Below are 17747 nucleotides of genomic sequence, written 5' to 3' on the forward strand. Positions count from 1 at the left end.
CGGGAATGAGAGAAGCGCGGCAGCGTCCTGGAGTGCGCCGGCCCTCCGGCGCTTTCGAGCGTCCTCGGGTCTGCGAAAAGCTCCAGAGGGCTGGAGCACTCCAAAACGCTGTCGCGCCCGCGTCTGCTCAATGGCATCGTAACGGCTGAGGCCAATCATCCGTTGCTGCCCACGACAGAGGTCGTCACGCTGACGCTTGCCACCAGCTCCACGAGGCTGCCGCGTTAGAACGAACCCAATTTGTGGGCAAAGGTCAGGGAGGGCCAGCGCACTCCAGGACGCTGTCGCGACGTTTTGCCACTCACTTCTCGCCCGCCAGCGTGACAGCCCCAGTGACGATCACATTGCCCGCATCATCACGGATCTCACCGCTCACCTGCCCCAGCGTGTCCAGCATTCCCTGCAATGTGCCGCTGAGGTGAATCGACTGGCCGGGCGTGATGCTGCCGAGGATCTTGATCTGACGCACCGCGGTGAGGCGCAGGTTCTTCAGCGGTGCCTCACCGGGACGCGTCTGCACCAAAATGCCGCCGAGCTGGGCCAGCGCCTCGATCATGAGCACACCCGGCATCAGCGGAGCACCGGGAAAGTGGCCGCGCAGGAAGGCCTCGTCTCCTTTGAGCTTCCACACGGCTTTTCCAGACACTCCGGGCACCAGTTCGGTCAGTTCATCGATAAAACGGAATTCCGGGCCGTGCGGCAGGGAGGAAAGCGCTTGAACAAGATCAGCGTGCGGTGGCATCCTGCGGTCTTATTCAGGAATCACCACCAGAGCAAACGCCAAGATGCACGCCGCGGCGCGGGCGTGTGCTCACGCTGGCCTGGCTGGCCTTGGTCCTGGTGCTCAGCATGGCCTACTGGGCGGTCGGCGGACTGCTATTCGTGGCCGCAGGCGTCGTGCTCGCCCCGTTGCTGCCGCTGGAAAAATCACGCGCCATCGGCCAGCGGCTGCTGCAGACGGCGTTTCGCGGTTTTTTGGGCCTGCTCCGTCTCTGCGGCGTGTTTGAGTGCGAATTTCGCGGCTTTGAGGCGCTGGAGGGCGTCAGCGGCGGACTGATCATCGCGCCGAATCATCCCGCGCTGTGGGATGCCGTCTTCGTGATCGCCCAGGTGCCCGGATTGCGCTGCATCCTGAAGTCCTCGCTCATGCACAATCCCTTTTTGCGCGGCGGGGCGAAGCTCGCCGGCTTCATCCCGAACAAACCCGCGCACAAGATGCTGCAGCAGTCGATCGAGGCGCTGCGGCAGGGGGACCGGCTGCTGTTTTTCCCGGAGGGCACCCGCACGCGCAAGCAGGAGAACCCCATCAACACCTTCCTCGGCGGCATCGGCATCATCGCCACGCAGTCCAGCGCCCCGGTCTGACCGGTGTTCATCGAAACGAACAGCGATTATCTGTGCAAAGGCTGGCCACTGTGGCGGCTGCCAGACCGCAAGATCAAGCTGCGCATCACTCTTGGCGAGCCCCTCGCCAGCCCGCCGGATGAGAATGCCGCCGCCTTCACGCGGAGGCTCCGCGAGGTGTACCTCGACGCTCTTGTCAGTGATCGCCTGACCGCGGGATAAGCGGCCGCATTTCAGCTTGCCTCACGGATGTTCCTCGCGTCCATCCCGCCTCCTTTTCACGGGCGCATGAAGCTCATTGTCCTCATTCCCAGCTACAACACCGGCCGCCTGCTGGCGGACACTGTGGCGCACGCGTTGGAGCATTGGAACGAAGTCCTCGTCGTCATCGATGGCAGCACCGATGGCAGCGAAAAGGCCGTGGAGTCCATGCGGGCCACGCATCCCGGCCTGCGCGTGCTGAAACAACCCTGCAATCGTGGCAAAGGCGCCGCCGTGCTGCGCGGCGCCGAGTTTGCCGGGGCGGAGGGTTTCACCCACGTGCTCACCATGGACTCCGACGGCCAGCATCCGCCGGACTGGATTCCCAAGTTCATCGCCTTGATCCAGACGCACCCTGAGGCGGTACTTTTTGGCAAGCCGGTGTTCGGCCCCGAGGCGCCGCTGCTGCGCGTGCGCGGCCGCCGCATCTCGAACGCGTGGTCGGACATCGAGACGCTCGGCTGGGGCATCGGCGATTCGCTCTTTGGCATGCGCGTCTATCCCGTGCAGCCGCTGCTGCGCGCCTTTCGTGGCACGCTCTTCGCTCGACGCTTCGATTTTGACACGGAGATCGCCGTGCGCGTGTGCTGGCAGGGCGTGCCCACGATCAATGTGCCCACGCCCGTGCGCTACCTCACCGCCGCAGAGGGCGGCGTGTCGCAGTTCCGCTACGTGCGGGACAACGCATTGCTGACCTGGATGCACGCGCGTCTGCTCATCGGCTTCGCCCTGCGACTGCCGCTGCTGCTGGTGCGCACGCTGCGCGGCGGCAATCCGCTGAAAAATGTCGTGGTGCCGTGATGGCCGGGCATGCGCGGCACGTTAACCGCTCATGCGCACACTGTTTCTCCTCCTCGCATCCAGCATCGGGCTCACGGCCGCGCCGAACATCCTCCTCATCGTCAGCGATGACCAGCGCCCGGACACGATTCATGCGCTGGGAAACGCGGTGATCGAAACGCCCCATCTCGACCGTCTCGTCGCCAGCGGGACGTCATTTACCCGGGCCTGTGCCGGTTATCCGATCTGCCATGTCAGCCGTGCGCAGATCCTCACCGGCACGCATGCCTTCCAGGCCCTGCCGAAGTATCCCGGCGGTGCGATCGATCCGAAGCTCGCCACCCTCGCAGGAACGCTGCAAAAGGCCGGCTACCACACCTGCTACACCGGCAAGTGGCACAACGACGGTCATCCCACCCAGCGTGGCTACACGACCACCAGCGGCCTCTACTCCAGCGGCGGCGGCAAAGGCGTCACACAGCCGGACATTGATGATCGCGGCCGCCCGCTCACCGGTTATCGCGGCTGGACCTTCAAGGACGACCAAAACAAGGCCCAGCTCGACAAAGGCGTCGGTTTGCAGCCCGACAACAGCCGCCACATCGCCGAGGGTGCCATCCGTGGCATTCAAACCGCCCCGAAGGACAAGCCATGGTTCATGCATGTGAACTTCGCCTTTCCGCATGATCCGCGTCAGTGGCCTGCAGGCATGGAAAACCGCTACGACGCGGCGAAAATGATGCTCCCGGCCAATTTCGCCAAGGATCACCCCTTTGATCACGGAAACCGTGGCGGACGTGATGAAATCCTGCTCCCGATCCCGCGTGTCGAAAGCGAGGTGCGGGAGGAACTCGCCCTCTACTACGCCATGATCACCGATCTCGACACGCAGCTCGGCCGCATCCTCGCCGCGTTGCCTTCATTCGAGGACACCATCATCGTTTTCACCGCCGATCAGGGGCTCGCGCTCGGCAGCCACGGCCTGCTGGGGAAACAAAACCAGTATGAGCACAGCATCCGCAGTCCCTTCATCATTGGTGGCCCAGGTCTGCCGAAAAACCAGCGCCGCGCCGCCCTGATCGAGCTGCGGGACATCTTTCCGACGCTCTGCGACCTCGTCGGCATTCCCATTCCGTCCACCGTGCAGGCGAAGAGCCTCGTGCCCGTGCTCCGGCATCAAACCGATCATGTGCGCGACTTCGTCACCGGCGTCTTCACCGACACGCAGCGCATGATCTGCGACGACCGCTGGAAATACATCCTCTACCCCAAGGTAAACCGCGAGCAGCTCTTCAATCTGCAAAATGACCCCGACGAACGGCACGATCTCAGCGCTGACCCTGCGCAGTCTGCCAGGCGCGATGAGATGAAGTCACGCCTGGAGACCTGGCGGCGTGAAAACGGCGATCCGAACCTGTGATGTGTTGTAAATTGCCTCGATTCTCAATTGAAGCTCCATGTCCCACCAACCGCACAACATCCACGCCGGCACCCAGATCGTGACCAAGGTCGGCGTACATGGCAGCAACAACGCCCTCGTCCATTCGCGTGGAGCCGTGGGCATCGTAACACGCACGCCCTGCGGGCATGAGCAGCATTTCCTCGTGCGCTTTCCAGATGGCTTCGAGGCCTCGCTCCTGCGCGAGGAGCTGGAGGTGTTGAAACTCTTCAAAGACCGCCTCGATCCCGCTGGGGCTCACGACTTCGACCTAGAGGAACACGTCATCTACCGCTGCATCGTTGGCTCCCGCGCCTATGGGCTCGACACGGAGGCGTCGGACACCGACTTGCGCGGCATCTACCTCGCCCCGGCGGATCTTCAGTGGTCGCTTTACGGAGCGCCGGAGCAGTTTGAGGACAATGCCACGCAGAGCTGCTACTGGGAGCTGCAAAAGTTCCTCGTCATGGCCCTCAAGGCCAACCCGAACATCCTCGAATGCCTCTACTCGCCGCTCGTGGACAAGGTCACGCCCATCGGCGAGCGCCTCCTCGCCATCCGTGATCGCTTTTTGTCCCAGATGATCTTTCAAACCTTCAACGGCTACGCGCTGAGCCAGTTCAAGAAGATCGAACAAGACCTCCGCAACCACGGCGAGGTGCGCTGGAAGCACGCCATGCACCTCCTCCGCCTCCTCATGACCGGAGCCGCCACCCTCCGCGAAGGCCGCGTCCCCGTCCACGTCGGCCCCCATCGCGACGAACTCCTCGCCGTCAAACGCGGCGAGCTGACCTGGGATAAAGTCGATGCCTGGCGACAGGAACTGCACCACGACTTTGAGCTGGCGCTGGCGGAGACGAAGCTGCCCGAAAGGCCGGACTATGAGGCAGCGAATGGGTTGCTGCTCACTGCGAGGAACGAAAGCGCCAAGCCGCTCGCGAGATCATCCACATCGCTCCGACTCGTCGTGCTGCAAACGAGTGACTTGGAACGTGCAGCCGCATTTTACCGCTGCCTCGGTCTCCAACTCGTTCGCCACAAGCACGGCAACGGGCCTGAGCATTTCGCTGCTGAAACCTTGACCGGCGTTTTCGAACGGTATCCACTTTCAAAAGATGGAAGCAGCGCCCTGGGCGCGAGAATTGGCTTTCAGGTGGCTTCTGTTGATGCCGTCATCGCTCGCGTGATGGAACACTCGCCCGCCATCATCACCGCACCGCATGATTCCGAATGGGGACGAAGGGCCGTGATCGCCGACCCGGATGGGCATCGAGTCGAACTCACGGAGCAGGAAACACTGTGAACCCAAGAAACAAAGCCGCTTTTCGCAGCCCTTTGTCGGAGCTCACGACTTCGGATTCATTCGCTCGTCTAGCAGCGGCGAGGTGGAGCCCGTCATTGGTGCGGAGAAAGATCGGCGGACTTTGACTCAGGCAAGCATCCAGAATGTTGTAATACTCAGCCTCTAGCTCTGGTGTGATGGATTCCCCCCTGAACTGACCCGAACTGATGAGAGAACAAAACGAGTCATGCATGGCCTTTGTGGAGCCAGCACTCAACGAACCCTCTGCCTCGCGGCGGCGTAACACCGCACGCAGTTCGAGCCTGCCAGTCTCGCTCACGGTGATCTTCGAGGCTTGCGCAGCGTGGCTTTCAAAAACGACGCTGTCCGTCTCCTGGACATACAATTTTGCCAGTGCGGAGGTGTCCCAGTAGCTCATGAGATTAGCTGCGAATTTCGGTGATCAACTGCTCCACGGATGTGCCGGGCTTTCCGGTAGAGCAAGCTTCTCTCATCTGCCTGACTTCATCAAGCCAGGTCGGACGTCCTGGTGAGACTGGCTTTTGGACTGTTGGAGCAGCCTTCAGACGTGCTTGCAGCCAAGAGAGCAGCGACCACTGATCTTGCGCAGGCAGATCAGCCACGGCGGACTCGATTTGAACTAAGGTGCTCATGGGGATGATTTTAAGCGGTGCCGCATGTCTGGCAACTCTCATCATCCAAGTTGCCGCCAGTCCGTCACGCGGCTATCTCTCCGCCATGAGCACCGCAATCGCTCTTCAACCCGTAACCTGGCAACGCATGGCAAAAGGCATCGACGACGTGAGACAGCGCCTCGAACGCGCAGCGGCGGCGCTCGCGAAGCTCGGCGTCCATTACGCCGTGGTCGGTGGAAATGCCGTCGCGGCCTGGGTTTCGCGTGTGGACGAAAGCGCCGTGCGCAACACGCGTGACGTGGACATCCTGCTCCGCCGCGAAGACGCTGACAAAGCCCGTGAAGCTCTCGAAGCGGCTGGTTTCGTCCATCGACGCGTCGCCTCACTGGGCAAAGCGGGCGCCATGGATGTCTTCCTCGACGGCCCCGATGCCAAAGTGCGTGACGCCGTGCATGTGCTCTGGGCAGGAGAAAAGCCTGTGCCGGATGCCATCGAAAACACGCCTGAACTTCGTGAAACCGAGCCGGGTGAAGGCTTTGAACTCGTGCCGTTGCAGGATCTCGTGCGCATGAAGCTCATTTCCTTCCGCGACAAAGACCGCATGCATCTTCGCGATCTGCTTTCCGTCGGCCTGATCGACGAAAGCTGGACTCGGCGCTTTCCAGACGAACTCGCGGCGCGGCTCCAGGTCATCCTGGATGATCCGGAGGGCTGAAATGAATCCCGCCCCTCCTCCACCGCATCACGGTCGCGCAGCCGTATCCGCTGCTGTTTGCGACGATGAGCGGGGCGCATCTCTACGGGTTTCCGTCGCCGGATTCGGATTTTTATCTGCGTGGGGCGCATGTGCTGCCGCTGCCGAAGGTTTTGGGGCTGGAGGTGCGGGATGAGACGGTGGAGGACAGACGCGTGATCGAGGGGCTGAAGATAGACATCGTCTCGCATGACGTGCGGAAGTTCTTCGGACTTCTGCTGAAGAAGAACGGCTATGTGCTGGAGCAGCTCTATTCGCCGCACATCGTTCACACGACGCCGGAGCATGCGGAGTTGAAGGAAATCGCGAAAGGGTGCATCACACGGCACCACTCGCATCACTACTTCGGTTTTTCGGAGACACAGTGGGAGCTGTTTGCCAAGGAATCGCCCCGACGGGTGAAGCCGCTGCTGTATGTCTATCGCGTGCTGCTCACCGGCATCTGGCTCATGCGCACGGGCGTGGTGGAGGCGAACCTCGTCACCCTGAACGAAACCTTCCGCCTGCCCTACCTCGCCGATCTCATCGCCCGCAAACTCTCCGGACCGGAGCAAGGCACGCTCGATGACAATGATCTGGCCTTTCACCAAGGCGAATACGAACGCCTCTGCGCCGAACTCCAAGCCGCGCACGATGCCAGCACGCTCCGCGAGATGCCGGAGGAGAGCACGCGGGCGGCGCTGAATGATCTGTTGGTGACGGTGCGGATGTGAGCGATTCCAGCTTCAGGAACCAAGCCGGCCACGATGAGCTAGCTAAGCCGCGTTTGAAAACCGGTCCTACCGGCATTGGAGCAAAAATTCAGCGCCAACGGCGCGGTATTCCTCAGCCCACGGGCGAAGCCCTGGGTGTGCAAGAGGCGACAGCCCTTTCGGATGGAGTGAAGCCCTGCAAGGACGAGACTCGACTCAGTGTGATCTTTGCGGATGGGGTGACAGCGGAAGCACGGTGTCGAGTGCCGCCCTTGCAGGGCTGGATTTCGTCATCGGTGTCGGGCGGACACGGCTCCCAGGATTGCATCCTGGGCTCAGGAGTCACGCACCGTTGGCGCTTCTCACCCCTCGGGGTATTCCAAATACTGTCGAGCCAGGCAGTGCTATAAGCCCCCACGTGGCGACGTTTCCAGCCGTGGTCTGCCATCCAGCCATGAAAATGCATCGCCTTCCGTCCGTGCTGACGACTTTGCTCGCCAGTCTTCTCCTCTTCAGCATCGCAAACGCCCAGCGTGGAGGACCGAAACCACCTCCAGATCTCACAAACGAGCGCTATGGCCCGCATGAGCGCAACGTGCTCGACTTCTGGAAGGCGAAGTCGGACAAGCCTGCGCCGCTGGTCGTTTACGTTCACGGCGGTGGCTTCCGGGCCGGCAGCAAGGAGTCCGTTTCGCCCACCCTGTTGCAGTTGCTCGACAAAGGCATCTCCGTGATGGCGGTGAACTACCGTTTTTCGCCTGAGGTGACGTTTCCCGCGCATTACATGGACTGCGCCCGAGCGATTCAATACGCGCGGCTGCATGCGAAGGAGTGGAACATCGATCCCAGGCGCATCGGAGCGACGGGTGGTTCCGCAGGGGCGGGCACCTCGCTGTGGATCGGCTTCCACGATGACATGGCTGATCCGAAGAGCGATGATCCTGTGCTGCGTGAATCGACACGACTGAGCTGCATGGCCGTTTTTGGTGCGCAGAGCACGTATGATCCGTTCACCATCACGGAATGGGTGGGTGAGGCTGCCGCCCGGCATCCAGCGCTGGAGGGCTTTTATGGTTTGAAGCGGGAGCAGTATGACACACCGGCCGCACGCGAGATGTTCAGGAAGGCCGCGGCGATCACCTATCTGACGAACGATGATCCGCCGGTGTATGCGTTCTACAGCGAGCCGCGTGGACCTGTGCCTGTCGGTGCCAAGCCCGGAACCGGCATTCATCACATCAACTTCGGCCTCAAGCTGAAGGAGCAGATGGACAAGCTGGGCATCGAATGCACGATCCGCCACGCCGACGAGAAGACGAGCGCCGCGCAGGAGACGAACGAGTTCTTCGTCAAACATCTGCTCGGAGGCCGGTGATGCGAACGTTGCCTCTTCAAGTGGCCGCCGGTTTCGTGGCGGTGTTGTGCTCCAGCCCGTTGCGCGCGGAGGTGCTGGCCACCGATGACGGGTTTCGGGGCATCTGGTATGCCAACCAGCCGACGAAGGACGAATACCGCTACAAGTACAGCGGCGGGATGGCCACATATCCGCAGCAGCACGCGCCGCTGGCGATTTATAGCGCCGCGGCAAACAAGACGTTCTTCGTGTATGGCGGCACCACGGCCCGTTCAGCCGCAGACAAGCAGCAATTGCTGCACATGATTTCGTACTTCGACCATGCCACGGGCACGGTGGCACGGCCGCGCATCCTGCTGAACAAGAAGACCGACGACGCGCACGACAACCCGGTGCTCTCGATCGATGACAACGGTCATTTGTGGATCTTTTCGCCCTCGCATGGCACCTCACGGCCGTCGTTCATTCATCGCAGCGTGCGTCCGCATGACATCACGGAGTTCGAACGCGTGCTGGAGACGAATTTCTCATATGTGCAGCCATGGTGGCTGCCGGAGCTCGGCTTTTTGTTCCTGCACACGCACTATGAGAAACCCGGCGCGGGCAAAGGTGTGCGCGGGCTCAATTTCATGACGAGCCGCGATGGCCGCGGGTGGAGTGCGCCGAGTCCGTTCGCCAACATCGCGCAGGGTGATTACCAGATCAGCTGGTGGGCGGGCGGCGCACGTGTGGCGACCGCGTTTGATCATCATCCCGCGCCGCTCGGACTCAACGCGCGTTCCAACATCTACTACCTCGAAACGGCTGATGGTGGCGCGACGTGGACGACGGCCGCCCACGATCCTGTCGGGCTGCCGTTGCGCGATGCGCAGAACGCCGCGCTCATCTACGACTCGGTTCGCGAAGAGAAGCTCGTCTATTTGAAGGATCTCAACTTCGACAAGCAAGGCCGCCCGGTCATCCTGTTCCTGACCAGCAAAGGCTACGAGCCAGGCCCTGCAAACGGCCCGCGTGAATGGAAGACGGTGCACTGGACAGGCAGTGCGTGGCAGATGAGGCCGTTCACGACATCGGACAACAACTACGACCACGGCTCGCTTCACATCGAGGCTGATGGCACATGGCGCGTCATCGCGCCGACCACGCCGGGGCCGCAGGCTGGCAATCCAGGAGGCGAGATGGTCATGTGGACCAGCTCTGACGAAGGAGCCACGTGGAAGCAGGCGAAACAACTGACCCGCGGCAGCACGCGCAATCACACCTATGCACGGCGTCCTTTGCATGCGCACCCCGCCTTTTACACGCTGTGGGCCGATGGGAACGGCCGCCAGCCCTCCGAGTCCGCGATTTACTTCACCGACCGCGATGGCACGCAGGTCTGGCGGCTGCCGATGACGATGCCGGGTGACTTTGTGAAGCCTGAAATCGCTTGGTGAGCCGTATTTCATGGGCGTCCATGAAACTTGCCTCACTGCTTGCCCTTGTGATCAGCGGATCCGCCGCGATCGCCCAAACACCGCCGGCCAGGAAACAGCCGGCCGTGCCTCCTTCCTTGCCGCCGCTGCCGTATGCGCTGGCAGATGCGCTGGGCGGGCTGACGTTTTCGATGCCGGTGGCCGTGGTGAGCCCGCCAGGAGTGACGGACAGGCTGTTCGTGGTCGAAAAAACCGGCCGCATCCAGGAGGTCACGCAGCTCGATCAGGCGATGCCGAAAAAGCGCGAATTTGCGAGCCTGATCGACCGTCCCGACGGCACGCTGGATGACAAAGGCGAGTGCGGCTTGCTCGGCCTCGCGTTTCATCCCGAGTTCGCACGCAACGGCCGCTACTTCGTCTGCTACAGCCTGCGCATCGGCGGACAGCTCCATCAGCGCGTATCGCGATTCGACGGGCAGAAGGAACAGCCGCTCATCACGCAGCGTGATCCCGCAGGCAACCACAACGGAGGCGATCTGCACTTCGGCCCTGACGGTTACCTTTACATCAGCGTCGGCGATGGCGGTGGAGCCAACGACGTCTTCGACAACGCGCGTTTCATCAACAAGGGCTTCCACGCCGCCATCCTGCGGATCGATGTGGACAAGAAATCCGGCAGCCTGCCGCCGAATCCGCACCCTGCGGTGCATGCGGGAACCTACACGGTGCCGGCGGACAATCCCTTTGCCGGTGCCACCACGCATCACGGCGAAACGATCGATCCCACGACGGTGCGCACGGAGATCTGGGCCACCGGTCTGCGCAATGTCTGGCGTTTCAGCTTTGATCCGCCGACGGGACGGCTCTTTGCCGGTGATGTGGGCCAGAATCTCTATGAGGAGGTCGATCTCATCATCAAAGGGGGTGATTACGGCTGGAGTCATCGCGAAGGGCTGCATGCCTTCGATCTTGGTCCCGGGAAGGACATGCCGCCGCCGAACTTCAAACCCATCGACCCGGTCTTTGAATACCCGCGCAGCACCGGACTGAGCATCACCGGCGGCTGCGTGTATCACGGCGGGCGTTTTCCCGAGCTCAAAGGCGCCTACTTCTGCGCTGACTACGCCTTCGGCCGTGTGATCGTCCTCCGCGAGGCAGACGGTGGCTGGAAGGATGAGATCATCGCCTTCGAGCCGGCCATCACCTGCATCAGCCGCGATCCGCGCGATGGCGAGCTGCTGTTCTGCAACATGGCGAAAGGAAGCGTCATGCGGCTGCAAAGGCAGCCAAAGTGAACGCCGGGACGCGGAGGCGCTAACAAGGCCACGCCTGCGTTCGTTGATGCGCAGAATCCCGCCAGATCACCGCTTGGGCAACAACCATGACACTCGACGAAACCATGAAGCTGCTCGCCTCCAAAGGCACGGAGCAGACCCGGAAGACCTACAAGCGTCACGGCGCCCCTGAACCGATGTTTGGCGTGAAGGTCGGCGATCTGAAGCCGATCGTGAAGCAGATCAAAGGCGATCAGGAGCTGGCAATGCAGCTTTACGCCACCGGCAACAGCGATGCGATGTATCTGGCCGGACTCGTCGCCGATGGCAGCAAGATGAAGCGCACGGAGCTCGAGCGCTGGGTCAAAGGCGCGACGTGGCACATGATTTCCGGCACCACCGTGCCGTGGGTGGCGGCCGAGCACCCGGACGCCGTGGAGATCGCTTTGAAATGGATCGATTCGCCCAGGGAATCCATCGCCGTGGCCGGCTGGGCCACGCTTTCAAATGTGGTGACGACCACGCCGGACGAAAACCTTCCGCTGAAGCAGATCGGCGCGTTGCTCGGACGCATCATGAAAACCATCCACACGTCGCCCAACCGCGTGCGTTATGCGATGAACAGCTTTGTCATCTGCTGCGGCACTTACGTCGCCCCGCTGGCGGACAAGGCCATGGCTGCCGCGAGGAAAATCGGTCGCGTGGAAGTGGACATGGGCAAAACGGACTGCCAGGTGCCGGATGCGGAGTCCTACATCCTCAAAAGCCGCCGCGGCCTGCCGGTGGCGCCGAAACGCAAAACCACTCGTTGTTAATCTCCCCATGAGAATCCTGTTCCTCATCAGCCTCGCGCTTGCTTCATCTGCCATTGCCCAAACTCCTGCCAAAACGAAGGCACCCGATGCCGTGGACCGGATGTCCAGGGATTTGAAGCCGTCGCGCATCCTGGTTTACAAGAAAATCGCCGGTCTTGACCTGCAGATGCACGTCTTCGAGCCGGAAGGCTTCAAGGCCGGCGACAAACGGGCCTGCTACCTCATCATTCATGGCGGTGGCTGGACGGGCGGAGCGCCGCCGCGCATGTATCCCTTCGCCGCTCACTACGCAAGGCTCGGTCTCGTCGGCATCAGCGTGCAGTATCGCCTGAACAGCGCGAAGACCGGCGTGAGCGTGTTCGACTGCGTCAGAGACGTGCGTTCGGCGATGCGCTACCTCCACACGCATGCGAACGAACTCGGCATCGATCCGAAGAAGATCATCGTCAGCGGGGGCTCCGCAGGCGGGCATCTGGCCGCGGCGACCGCCATCTTCGACAAGGTGAACGAGGAGAGCGATGATCCCGCCATTTCCGTCACGCCAGCGGCGCTTGTGCTGCTCTTCCCGGTGATCGACACCTCGAAGGAGGGCTATGGTCAGGCGAAGATCGGCGAGCGCTGGAAGGAACTGTCGCCCGCACACAATGTGCGCTCCGGTCTTCCGCCCACCATCGTCTTCCACGGCACCGGCGACACCGTGACGCCATTCGCCGGGGCCAAAGCCTTCCATGAAGCCATGCTCAAGACTGGGAACCGCTGCGAACTCGAGGTGAACGAAGGCGGCGTCCACGGCTACCTCATGCGCGACAAAGCGCTCTTCGACGATACGATGGCGAAAACGGATGCGTTCCTGAAGTCGCTCGGGCTGTTGCCGTGAGTCCCAAGTTCAAAGTTTCAGGTTTCAGGTTCCGCGTCCCCACCGACTTGAAACTTTGAACCTGAAACTTGAAACTCATTCCCCGATCCACACCGGCGTGCCTTCCGGCACGAGGTCGAACAGCTCGATCACGTCCCGGTTCCGCAGACGCACGCAGCCATGGCTGGCAGGCCGGCCGATGCTTTGTTCATCGTTGGTGCCGTGGATGTAGATGTAGCGTTGGAACGTGTTCGCGTTCCGGGCTTCGAGGCCGTGCAGCCAGAGGATGCGGGTGAGGACGAAATCGGACTTCGTGTCCATGCCGGGCACCCACTGGCCCACGGGCTGCCGGGATTTGAAGATCGTGCCGCATTCCGCGCCATCGCCATGCTTCTCCTTCACCACGAAGCAGCCCAGCGGCGTCTTGTTGCTGCCCTCCACGCTGCCGATCCCAAACTTCGACGTCGAACACGGCCACTCCCTGACAAGATGAACGCCATCGAACAAACGCAGCCGCTGCGTGCCGATGCTGACTTCGAGGCGAGGATTCGTGAGGCTCATGCCCGCCATGATAACGGACAAGCCTCCCGTCTCCAGCAGTGGTTTTGCTTCCGTGACACCGAGAGGTCACAACGAGCCTTTCAGGTACTCGGCCAGCCGCGGATTCAACCTCCGGGCGAAGATGCCGTGATACCATGGCGAGCGCATTTGGAGCCAGAGTACGAACAAAGTGGCGGGTGTCTGCATGATCAGCGGTGACAGCCAGCCGGCATGACCTGCCGCCAGATGAATGCCGACGATCAACACAAAACACGCCGCCCAGGCCAGTTCCAGCCGCCACCAGACGAGGAACACATTGCAGAACAGGAAGAAGTGTCCCAGCGCGACCGCCACTATCCACCAGAGAGGAAAGTCCACGATTCTGAGCCAAAAGGTCAACGCGGCTCCAGAAAGCAGGACGACTGCGTCTGGCCCCGAAATGCGGAAGCCATGTCTTCGGAGGGTGGCTGTGCGGGGCTTCATGCGATCATTGGCTGAGCAGTTCTTCATACCGCGCCCGATCTGCCTCGCTGAAGCAGCAGAAGATGATCTTTTGCAGCGACGAGGGCACCTGGGAAAACGTGCGCACTGCCTCCACCGCGATCTGTGCCGCCTGATCTGCAGGAAAGTGATACACGCCCGTCGAGATGCATGGGAAAGCGATGCTTTGCAGATGGTGTTTCGTCGCGAGCTCCAAAGAGTTCGCATAGCACGAGCGCAGCAGTTCCGGCTCACCGTTGCCACCACCATGCCACACCGGACCGACGGTGTGGATGACGTGCCGGGCCTTGAGCTTGTAACCCTTAGTGATCTTCGCCTCGCCAGTGCGACAGCCGTTCAACGTCATGCACTCGCGAACGAGATCCGGGCCAGCCGCACGATGAATCGCTCCATCCACGCCACCACCGCCCATCAGCAAGACGTTTGCCGCGTTGACGATTGCATCGACATCGAGCGTGGTGATGTCAGCGCAAATGGCCTCCGAGGTGATCATGCGTGATCTTTGTAGCGGCTGGGCTGGCGGGCAAGGCACTTTCCCGTCCTTGCATCCGGGCGGCTTGCCCTTACTATCGCGGCCCTTTTTCAACCACCCCCAAACCTGACACCATGAGCACCCTGAAGAACGTCGCCATCGTCGGAGCCACGGGCGCTGTGGGCGCGGAGATGATCCGTTGCCTGGAACAGCGCCAGTTCCCCGTCGGCCAGCTTACCCTCCTCGCCTCCGCACGCAGCGCCGGGAAGAAGCTGAAGTTCAAGGGTGAGGACATCACGATCCAGGAACTCACGCCAGATTCGTTCAAAGGCATCGACATCGCGCTGTTCAGCGCCGGCGGCGGCATCTCGCGTGATTTTGCGCCGCATGCCGTGAAGGCAGGTGCGGTGGTGGTGGACAATTCGTCCTACTTCCGTCAGGACCCGAACACGCCACTCGTCGTCCCGGAAATCAACGCCGCCGACGTGAAGTCGCACAAAGGCATCATCGCGAACCCGAACTGCACCACGGCGATCTCGCTGATGGCGCTGTATCCGCTGCATCAGGCCTTCGGCGTGAAGCGCATCTTTGCCTCCAGCTACCAGGCGGTGTCCGGCACCGGAGCGCAGGCCATCGAAGAGCTGGCGAACCAGTCCCGCGAATGGGCCTCACAAAATCGTGCCTGGGATGCGGCGAAGCTCGACAGCAAGCCGCACGTCTATCCGCATCAGATCGCGTTCAATGCGATCCCGCACGTCGATTCCTTCCTCGACAGCGGCTACACGAAAGAGGAGATGAAAATGGAGAACGAGGGCCGCAAAATCATGCATCACCACGATTTCCGTGCCTCGGTCACCTGCGTGCGCATTCCCGTGTTCCGCGCCCACAGCATCGCCATCAGCGCCGAGTTTGAAAAGCCGGTCACCGTCGAAGCTGCCCGCGAAGTGCTGGCCAAGGCTCCCGGTCTGGACGTGCTCGACGATCCGGCGAACAAGCAGTACCCGCTGGCCCTCGACATCGCCGGCCGCGACAACTGCGCCGTGGGCCGCCTCCGCAAGGACTGCGCGCTCGACAACGGCCTGGCCTTCTGGGTCGTCGGTGACCAGCTCCTCAAAGGCGCGGCGCTGAACGCGGTGCAGATCGCCGAGTGTTTGCTGTAAACGCACTTCAGAGTCAAATGCGAAGGCGGAGCCGCGAGGCTCCGCCTTTTGTTTGTCGGCAGGGCGATCAGATCACAGCCCCAGCAGCTCGCGCATGCGCTCCTTCGGAATGCCGCCGACTTCACGGCCGGTTTCGCGTCCCGATTTGTAGGCGATGAAAGTGGGGACGCCACGGACGCCGTGGGAGCGGGCGAGCTGCGGGTCTTCGTCGATGTTGATGCGGACGACGACCGCCCTGCCCTTCACTTCGCGTGAGAATTCGTCCACCAGGGGCCCCACCACCTTGCAGGGGCCGCACCAGTCTGCGTAGAACTCGACCAGGACGGGGACTTTGGCCGTGCGGACGGCGGAAATGGAAGTTTCGCTGCCCACGCCGCCTCCCGACACGGGGCGCAGCATGTCAAAGGCGATCCAGCCCATGAGGAGCAGGAACGCCCCGGTGATCCAGAGGCCGATGTTTCCCTTGTTCATGCGGAAACATCTGGTCCGGCTTGGCTTCTGGCAAGTCCAACGTGTACCTCGCATGAAGCTGACCGAACGGTGGCGGTTTTGATCCCATCGTCACGCCTTCCGCTCAATGCTCGTCAAGAAGTCAGGCTTCTGCACAGGTCTGTCACGCCAGCAGCTTTGTCACCAGCTCGCCCGCCACTCCCGTGAGCCGCATGTCGAGGCCCTGGAAGCGCTGGCTGAGCCGCGTGTGATCAAAGCCGAGCAGATGGAGCAACGTGGCGTGGAGATCGTGCACATGCACGACATCCTCGGTCGCATTGAAGCCGAACTCGTCGCTCTGGCCGAGCGTGAGGCCCGGTTTCATGCCGCCACCGGCAAACCACATGCTGAAGCAGTTCGGATGATGATCGCGGCCGTCGCTGCCGCCTTGCACCATCGGCGTGCGGCCAAATTCGCCGCCCCAAATGACGAGCGTGTCGTCGAGCAGGCCGCGTTGCTTCAAATCACGCACCAAGGCGGCGCAGGGCTGGTCAGTAAGACCGCACTGCTGCTTCAAACCACCGACGAGACCGCCATGGTGGTCCCACGCCTCGTGGAAGAGCTGCACGAAGCGCACGCCGCTCTCGATGAGACGACGTGCGAGCAGGCAGTTGTTGGCAAAGGAGGCCTCGCCGGGCTTCGCGCCATACATGTCGAGGATGTGCTTCGGCTCCGTCGAGAGATCCATGAGCTCCGGCGCGGTCTGCTGCATGCGGTAGGCCAGTTCGAAGCTGTTGATGCGGCTGGCGATCTCCGGATCACCCACGACGTTGAGACGCTCCTCGTTGAGCTGCTTCAAAACATCCAGCGTGTCCCGTTGCGTCGCATCATCGACACCTTGCGGATTGTTCAGGAAGAGAACCGGCTCCCCGCTGCTGCGGAAGGGCACGCCTTGATACACAGTGGGCAGGAAGCCGCAGCCGAAGTTGCTCATGCCGCCGCTGGGACCTTTCTGGCCGCTTTGCATCACGACATAGCCCGGAAGATCCTGGTTCTCGGTGCCGAGACCGTAAAGCGTCCACGCACCGAAGCTCGGGCGGCCGAAAATCTGCGACCCGGTGCTCATCAAGATCTGCCCCGGCGCATGATTGAAAGCGTCCGTCTTCATCGAGCGCACGATCGTCAGATCGTCGGCGATTTTGGCCGTGTGCGGCAGCAGTTCGCTCAACTCCGCGCCGCTTTCGCCGTGACGGGCAAACTTGAACTTCGGCCCCAGCAGCTTGCTGTTCGGATTGATGAAGGCTGCACGATACCCTTTCAGGAGATCGGCCGGCGGCAGCTTGCCATCCCACTTCGAGAGTTCCGGTTTGTTGTCGAACAGCTCCAGATGACTCGGCGCACCGCCCATGAAGAGGTAGATCACGCGTTTCGCCTTCGCGCCGTAATGCGGCTTCTTGATTGCCTGCGGATTGGCGGCCGCAGGTGCCGCACGGGCGGCCAGATCCATCGCCGCGATGCTCGCCAGCCCCACGCCGCACTCCTTGAAAAACCAGCGGCGGGTGCGGTGGCGGGCGTATTCGGCCTGAAGTTCGTGGCGGAGGTTCATGACGATCAATGGACGCACAGAAATCGCCTTCTGGCGATGCCGTCTATCGGTCACGACCGCCCAGCACAATCCCGGCGGCGGCTTTTTCCATGGAGCCGCATTGTCGTGAAGGATCGAA

The 17747-nt window shown here is 61.9% G+C and carries 21 protein-coding genes; 13 read left to right on the top strand and 8 right to left on the bottom strand.

Translation table 11 applies throughout. The annotated features are described in order from the left end of the window. Positions 1–301 precede the first annotated feature (301 nt). Entirely contained in the window at positions 302–742 is a 441-nt protein-coding gene (locus tag IAE77_RS23640; protein WP_294232058.1) for a beta-hydroxyacyl-ACP dehydratase, read from the bottom strand. Positions 743–840: 98 nt separating this feature from the next. On the opposite strand from IAE77_RS23640, the gene IAE77_RS23645 reads away from it, so the two are divergent. From IAE77_RS23645 to IAE77_RS23665, 5 genes are all read left to right on the top strand, one after another. Continuing rightward, a complete protein-coding gene (locus tag IAE77_RS23645; protein ID WP_294232204.1) occupies positions 841–1365 on the top strand; it encodes a lysophospholipid acyltransferase family protein in 525 nt (174 codons plus the stop codon). Positions 1366–1368: 3 nt separating this feature from the next. After that, positions 1369–1566 (top strand): hypothetical protein, encoded by a 198-nt coding sequence (locus IAE77_RS23650; protein ID WP_294232060.1) that lies wholly within the window; start codon positions 1369–1371, stop codon positions 1564–1566. Between the two features lie 66 nt (positions 1567–1632). Then, positions 1633–2406, top strand: a complete 774-nt coding sequence (locus tag IAE77_RS23655; protein ID WP_294232062.1) for a glycosyltransferase family 2 protein — start codon at positions 1633–1635, stop codon at positions 2404–2406. Between the two features lie 31 nt (positions 2407–2437). Beyond that, complete coding sequence (locus IAE77_RS23660; protein ID WP_294232064.1) at positions 2438–3805, top strand: sulfatase-like hydrolase/transferase; 1368 nt, start codon at positions 2438–2440, stop codon at positions 3803–3805. 37 nt (positions 3806–3842) lie between these two features. Then, a complete protein-coding gene (locus IAE77_RS23665; RefSeq protein WP_294232066.1) occupies positions 3843–5126 on the top strand; it encodes a nucleotidyltransferase domain-containing protein in 1284 nt (427 codons plus the stop codon). Here the strand turns inward: IAE77_RS23665 and IAE77_RS23670 are convergent. After that, positions 5104–5544: a type II toxin-antitoxin system VapC family toxin gene (locus IAE77_RS23670; protein WP_294232068.1), complete on the bottom strand. Its 441-nt coding sequence runs from the start codon at positions 5542–5544 to the stop codon at positions 5104–5106. The genes IAE77_RS23665 and IAE77_RS23670 overlap by 23 nt on opposite strands. 4 nt (positions 5545–5548) lie before the next feature. After that, positions 5549–5779, bottom strand: coding sequence for a hypothetical protein (locus tag IAE77_RS23675; protein WP_294232070.1), 231 nt, complete (start codon positions 5777–5779; stop codon positions 5549–5551). An 85-nt stretch (positions 5780–5864) separates the two neighbouring features. Here IAE77_RS23675 and IAE77_RS23680 point away from each other — a divergent pair, with 85 nt between their 5' ends. From IAE77_RS23680 to IAE77_RS23710, 7 genes are all read left to right on the top strand, one after another. Then, on the top strand, positions 5865–6476 hold the full coding sequence (locus IAE77_RS23680; protein WP_294232072.1) for a nucleotidyltransferase family protein: 612 nt from the start codon (positions 5865–5867) through the stop codon (positions 6474–6476). Between the two features lie 5 nt (positions 6477–6481). Continuing rightward, positions 6482–7228 (top strand): nucleotidyltransferase domain-containing protein, encoded by a 747-nt coding sequence (locus tag IAE77_RS23685; RefSeq protein WP_345781012.1) that lies wholly within the window; start codon positions 6482–6484, stop codon positions 7226–7228. A gap of 433 nt (positions 7229–7661) precedes the next feature. Further along, the gene (locus IAE77_RS23690; RefSeq protein WP_294232074.1) at positions 7662–8582 is read left to right on the top strand and encodes an alpha/beta hydrolase; all 921 of its coding nucleotides are present in this window, start codon (positions 7662–7664) and stop codon (positions 8580–8582) included. Continuing rightward, positions 8582–9997: a BNR-4 repeat-containing protein gene (locus tag IAE77_RS23695; protein ID WP_294232076.1), complete on the top strand. Its 1416-nt coding sequence runs from the start codon at positions 8582–8584 to the stop codon at positions 9995–9997. The genes IAE77_RS23690 and IAE77_RS23695 overlap by 1 nt, the downstream gene beginning before the upstream one ends. Positions 9998–10017: 20 nt before the next feature. Then, positions 10018–11271 carry a PQQ-dependent sugar dehydrogenase gene (locus tag IAE77_RS23700; RefSeq protein ID WP_294232078.1) on the top strand — a complete coding sequence of 418 codons (1254 nt, stop codon included), beginning with the start codon at positions 10018–10020 and terminating at the stop codon, positions 11269–11271. 86 nt (positions 11272–11357) lie between these two features. Continuing rightward, on the top strand, positions 11358–12065 hold the full coding sequence (locus tag IAE77_RS23705; RefSeq protein ID WP_294232079.1) for a DNA alkylation repair protein: 708 nt from the start codon (positions 11358–11360) through the stop codon (positions 12063–12065). A gap of 7 nt (positions 12066–12072) precedes the next feature. Further along, complete coding sequence (locus IAE77_RS23710) at positions 12073–12942, top strand: alpha/beta hydrolase (protein ID WP_294232080.1); 870 nt, start codon at positions 12073–12075, stop codon at positions 12940–12942. A 75-nt stretch (positions 12943–13017) separates the two neighbouring features. Here the strand turns inward: IAE77_RS23710 and IAE77_RS23715 are convergent, their stop codons facing one another. The 3 genes from IAE77_RS23715 to IAE77_RS23725 form a co-directional block, all read right to left on the bottom strand. Further along, the gene (locus IAE77_RS23715; RefSeq protein ID WP_294232082.1) at positions 13018–13482 is read right to left on the bottom strand and encodes a L,D-transpeptidase; all 465 of its coding nucleotides are present in this window, start codon (positions 13480–13482) and stop codon (positions 13018–13020) included. Between the two features lie 66 nt (positions 13483–13548). Further along, entirely contained in the window at positions 13549–13839 is a 291-nt protein-coding gene (locus tag IAE77_RS23720) for a hypothetical protein (protein WP_294232084.1), read from the bottom strand. A 109-nt stretch (positions 13840–13948) separates the two neighbouring features. Then, positions 13949–14455 (bottom strand): O-acetyl-ADP-ribose deacetylase, encoded by a 507-nt coding sequence (locus tag IAE77_RS23725; RefSeq protein ID WP_294232087.1) that lies wholly within the window; start codon positions 14453–14455, stop codon positions 13949–13951. Between the two features lie 113 nt (positions 14456–14568). Between IAE77_RS23725 and IAE77_RS23730 the strand changes: the two genes are divergently transcribed. Continuing rightward, the gene (locus IAE77_RS23730) at positions 14569–15594 is read left to right on the top strand and encodes an aspartate-semialdehyde dehydrogenase (protein WP_294232089.1); all 1026 of its coding nucleotides are present in this window, start codon (positions 14569–14571) and stop codon (positions 15592–15594) included. Between the two features lie 72 nt (positions 15595–15666). Here the strand turns inward: IAE77_RS23730 and IAE77_RS23735 are convergent, their stop codons facing one another. After that, positions 15667–16065, bottom strand: a complete 399-nt coding sequence (locus tag IAE77_RS23735; protein ID WP_294232091.1) for a thioredoxin family protein — start codon at positions 16063–16065, stop codon at positions 15667–15669. Positions 16066–16207: 142 nt separating this feature from the next. Beyond that, the gene (locus IAE77_RS23740; RefSeq protein WP_294232093.1) at positions 16208–17629 is read right to left on the bottom strand and encodes a DUF1501 domain-containing protein; all 1422 of its coding nucleotides are present in this window, start codon (positions 17627–17629) and stop codon (positions 16208–16210) included. Between the last annotated feature and the right edge of the window lie 118 nt (positions 17630–17747).

This window comes from Prosthecobacter sp. (assembly GCF_014879935.1).
Taxonomy (GTDB): Bacteria; Verrucomicrobiota; Verrucomicrobiia; order Verrucomicrobiales; family Verrucomicrobiaceae; genus Prosthecobacter.

Coding starts and splice junctions, on each gene's coding strand:
- IAE77_RS23670 (WP_294232068.1), bottom strand. CDS start 5,544: ATGAGCTACTGGGACACCTCCGCACTGGCAAAATTGTATGTCCAGGAG.
- IAE77_RS23640 (WP_294232058.1), bottom strand. CDS start 742: ATGCCACCGCACGCTGATCTTGTTCAAGCGCTTTCCTCCCTGCCGCAC.
- IAE77_RS23655 (WP_294232062.1), top strand. CDS start 1,633: ATGAAGCTCATTGTCCTCATTCCCAGCTACAACACCGGCCGCCTGCTG.
- IAE77_RS23690 (WP_294232074.1), top strand. CDS start 7,662: ATGAAAATGCATCGCCTTCCGTCCGTGCTGACGACTTTGCTCGCCAGT.
- IAE77_RS23735 (WP_294232091.1), bottom strand. CDS start 16,065: ATGAACAAGGGAAACATCGGCCTCTGGATCACCGGGGCGTTCCTGCTC.
- IAE77_RS23740 (WP_294232093.1), bottom strand. CDS start 17,629: ATGAACCTCCGCCACGAACTTCAGGCCGAATACGCCCGCCACCGCACC.
- IAE77_RS23660 (WP_294232064.1), top strand. CDS start 2,438: ATGCGCACACTGTTTCTCCTCCTCGCATCCAGCATCGGGCTCACGGCC.
- IAE77_RS23705 (WP_294232079.1), top strand. CDS start 11,358: ATGACACTCGACGAAACCATGAAGCTGCTCGCCTCCAAAGGCACGGAG.
- IAE77_RS23675 (WP_294232070.1), bottom strand. CDS start 5,779: ATGAGCACCTTAGTTCAAATCGAGTCCGCCGTGGCTGATCTGCCTGCG.
- IAE77_RS23665 (WP_294232066.1), top strand. CDS start 3,843: ATGTCCCACCAACCGCACAACATCCACGCCGGCACCCAGATCGTGACC.
- IAE77_RS23680 (WP_294232072.1), top strand. CDS start 5,865: ATGAGCACCGCAATCGCTCTTCAACCCGTAACCTGGCAACGCATGGCA.
- IAE77_RS23715 (WP_294232082.1), bottom strand. CDS start 13,482: ATGAGCCTCACGAATCCTCGCCTCGAAGTCAGCATCGGCACGCAGCGG.
- IAE77_RS23730 (WP_294232089.1), top strand. CDS start 14,569: ATGAGCACCCTGAAGAACGTCGCCATCGTCGGAGCCACGGGCGCTGTG.
- IAE77_RS23700 (WP_294232078.1), top strand. CDS start 10,018: ATGAAACTTGCCTCACTGCTTGCCCTTGTGATCAGCGGATCCGCCGCG.
- IAE77_RS23725 (WP_294232087.1), bottom strand. CDS start 14,455: ATGATCACCTCGGAGGCCATTTGCGCTGACATCACCACGCTCGATGTC.
- IAE77_RS23695 (WP_294232076.1), top strand. CDS start 8,582: ATGCGAACGTTGCCTCTTCAAGTGGCCGCCGGTTTCGTGGCGGTGTTG.
- IAE77_RS23710 (WP_294232080.1), top strand. CDS start 12,073: ATGAGAATCCTGTTCCTCATCAGCCTCGCGCTTGCTTCATCTGCCATT.